Raw genomic sequence first — 3,224 nt, forward strand, 5'->3', positions numbered from 1 at the left:
CCTTGGGGTTGTCGCCGAGACATGCCAACGCGTGATCGTGATGTACGCTGGCCGGATCGTAGAACAAGCGAACGTGATAGATCTGTTCGCGCGTCCCGCGCATCCCTACACCCAGGGCCTCATGCGATCGGTGCCTGATCCGCGGCGCGGGCGTCAGCGGCGCCTTCCAGAAATTCCCGGCATTGTCCCAAGCCTGCGCGAGCCCATTGTCGGCTGCAGCTTTGCGCCTCGCTGCCCGTTTGCGATCGACATTTGCCGCGACAAGACGCCCGCCCTGCGAGATGTCGGGTCGAGCCACGCCGCGGCTTGCTGGCGCGCCGAAGAGGTAATTGGCGCATGAACGATCCTCTGCTGAAAGTCGAAAATCTGACCAAGCACTATCCGCTTGGCTCGGGAATCTTCAAGAAAAGCATTCCTGTGATCCGGGCGGTCGAGGATGTATCCTTCACCGTCGAGGCGGGCGAGACACTCTGCATCGTCGGCGAATCCGGTTGTGGCAAGTCCACCGTGGCGCGGCTCTTGATGCGGCTCGTCGAGCCGACTAGCGGGCGCGTGCTGATCGACGGAACCGACATCGCGGGCCTCAAGAAGGACGCGCTTCACGCCTGGCGCAGGCGGATGCAGATGGTCTTCCAGGACCCGTACTCGTCGCTGAACCCGCGCCTTACTGCCGGACAAATTATCACCGAACCTGTCGAGAACTTTGAACGTCTCAGTCGCAAGCAGCGTCAGGCGCTTGCCGCGGACCTTCTGCGAAAAGTCGGAATGTCGCCGGAGATGATGCACAGGCTCCCGTCCGAATTGTCGGGCGGTCAGCGCCAGCGCCTAGGCATTGCACGCGCCCTATCGCTCAACCCCTCTCTCATCATCGCCGACGAAGCGGTGTCGGCCCTTGACGTCTCCGTACAGGCGCAAATCCTGAATCTGCTTCTGGATCTCCAGCAGCAGATGGGCATCGCCTTCGTCTTCATCTCGCACGATCTTGGCGTCGTGGAGCACATAGCGCATCGCGTTGCCGTGATGTACCTGGGCCGGATCGTGGAGCTCGCCCCGAGTGAGGCGCTCTTCGCGAAACCGGTCCATCCCTACACCGAGGCGCTGATCGCGGCGGCACCCGTGCCGGATCCGACGCGCGTTCGGCTGGAGGCGCCGGTCCAGGGCGAAGTACCAAGTCCGGTCAATCCCCCGAAAGGCTGCGCATTCCATCCGCGCTGCCCCCTTGCTATCGAGCGTTGCTGCATCGAAGTGCCTCCTCTTGTGCCGATGGCCGACGGGCGCGTGGTCGCCTGCCACGTGCGAGCTCCTGCTGCCGATCTCTTGAGTCTGTCGAATGTAATTGCAGGCGATCAAACCGCGCCTGTGTAAAATCATAAAGCTCGATCTTTGGATAGAGAAGACGCTCTGTACTCGCGAAAATGGGAATCACATGGAACATAATGGACCTCATAACGACACCTTTCCGACTGATCACGACGACCGCTTTGACGAGGTTGGCTCGGTTGCGACAAGTGTTGCTGATGGTTTCACAATGGCAGCGGTCGGCGATCTTCTTTATGGGCGCCCTGTAAAAAATGGCAATTATCCGGGTTTGGACGAAGTCTTGAATATTTTCGAGGGCAAAGACGTCGTTTTTGGTAATCTGGAGACCAACATCTTAGAGATTGATTCGAAGGGGTGCCCGCAAGCCGAGTATGGCGGTGCTTATTTGATCAGTGTTCGGGAAGTGGGACCTGATCTGCGCGAAATGGGCTTCAATATGGTCAGTCGTGCGAATAATCATACACTCGACTGGGGTGTAGAAGGCATGCGTGAAACAAGCCGCGCTCTAAATATGAACGGGATTGTCCATGCAGGAGCTGGCGACAATCTGGCTCAGGCCGGTGCCGCCCGGTACCTTGAGACACCACGTGGTAGAGTGGCGCTAGTCTCCTTTGCGGCTACGTTCGAGCCTATGGCGCGTGCTTGCGCGCCTGCAGGCGAGGCTCCGGGCAGACCAGGCCTTAATCCCCTTCGTTTGGCGAGAAGTATTGTGGTCTCACCAGAAATGCTTGAGAACCTGAGGCGCGTAAGAGAAGCGCTTCCATGGTATACTCCTCCGCCCAAAGAGGCTTCGCATGTGGCCATTCAATGGCCATTTGGAGAGGTGGTATTCAAAGCAGGGGAAAAGCCTGGCTACAGCTTTGAACCAAATGCGCGGGATGTCGAAAATATTCTACGCAACGTGCGCCAAGGTAAGCAGTTCAGCGACTTCTGCATAGCCACGAACCACGGGCACGAGCCGGGCGAGTTCAGCCGAGAACCGGCTGACTTCGAACAAGCATTTGCGCGCAAGCTGATCGACGCAGGAGCGGACGCATATATAAATCATGGCCCCCATCACGTCAGAGGTATCGAAATCTACAAGGGGCGACCAATTTTCTATGCCCTCGGTAATTTCTTCAATCAGGACCTAAGGTCCCCAGTGGGTGCCGACATGTTCGACGCGCACGAAAAGGATCCTCGAATTCACACGGATGCTGAGGTAAGCGCTCACGAAATGGCGGTGGGATATCCGTCAGCAGAGGGATTTATTCCGCTTCGCGACGCAGAGTTCTACGAAGGCGTCGTCAGCGTGAGCCGTTTCGAGGAAAACCAGCTGGCCGAGATTCGGCTCTATCCAATTGAGCTCCGCCGGACCGCCAGGTTTGCCAACCGCGGTGTGCCACGCTTGGCACCGTCGCCGCAAGGGCAGTCAATCCTCAGGAGAATTCAGGAACTTTCTGAACCATTCGGCACTACAATCGAGATCGACAACTGCGTCGGGACGATCCGCCTGCAGCCAAGCTCGATCCCACAAAGCTAGCCTGAAGCAATAGCCGACCGCACACACAACGGCGAGGTGAAGCGCGCGTTCGAACTGGCCCTTGTTTGCCCATCAGAAGAATAGGCTTCATTTCACCCGAATTAGTTTTCTGGCGCATTTGTTTCAGCGATCTCAATTGATTGGCGCCAAAGTGGAGCCGCCATCCTATTGTATAGCAACCGAAGTACTCGCCTCCGACGTGCAGGCCTAGGAAGTAACGACGCCCTATGTCCTCAACGCCAGGGCTGATTGCAATAACATAATGATCGAGGATGAGATGCCGACGGAGATGCGTGTGATTGACCCGAGGGGCTTACCGGCCTTAAAATGGCGGTGCATTGGACCCACCAGAGGCGGCCGCGTTGTGGCGGTCGCGGGCGAT

3 protein-coding genes are annotated in these 3,224 nt (G+C 57.8%); all 3 read left to right on the forward strand.

All coding sequences use genetic code 11. The features are described 5' to 3' along the window. A partial coding sequence (locus AC04SG_RS32680; RefSeq protein WP_488554382.1) for an oligopeptide/dipeptide ABC transporter ATP-binding protein occupies nt 1-340 on the forward strand: 340 nt, incomplete at its 5' end. Beyond that, a complete protein-coding gene (locus AC04SG_RS32685; protein ID WP_488554383.1) occupies nt 337-1,365 on the forward strand; it encodes an ABC transporter ATP-binding protein in 1,029 nt (342 codons plus the stop codon). The genes AC04SG_RS32680 and AC04SG_RS32685, both read left to right, overlap by 4 nt. A 61-nt stretch (nt 1,366-1,426) precedes the next feature. Beyond that, nucleotides 1,427-2,842: a CapA family protein gene (locus AC04SG_RS32690; protein WP_488554384.1), complete on the forward strand. Its 1,416-nt coding sequence runs from the start codon at nt 1,427-1,429 to the stop codon at nt 2,840-2,842. Nucleotides 2,843-3,224: the final 382 nt, after the last annotated feature.

It is taken from the genome of Mesorhizobium sp. CNPSo 4684 (assembly GCF_057784315.1).

Coding starts and splice junctions, on each gene's coding strand:
- AC04SG_RS32685 (WP_488554383.1), top strand. CDS start 337: ATGAACGATCCTCTGCTGAAAGTCGAAAATCTGACCAAGCACTATCCG.
- AC04SG_RS32690 (WP_488554384.1), top strand. CDS start 1,427: ATGGAACATAATGGACCTCATAACGACACCTTTCCGACTGATCACGAC.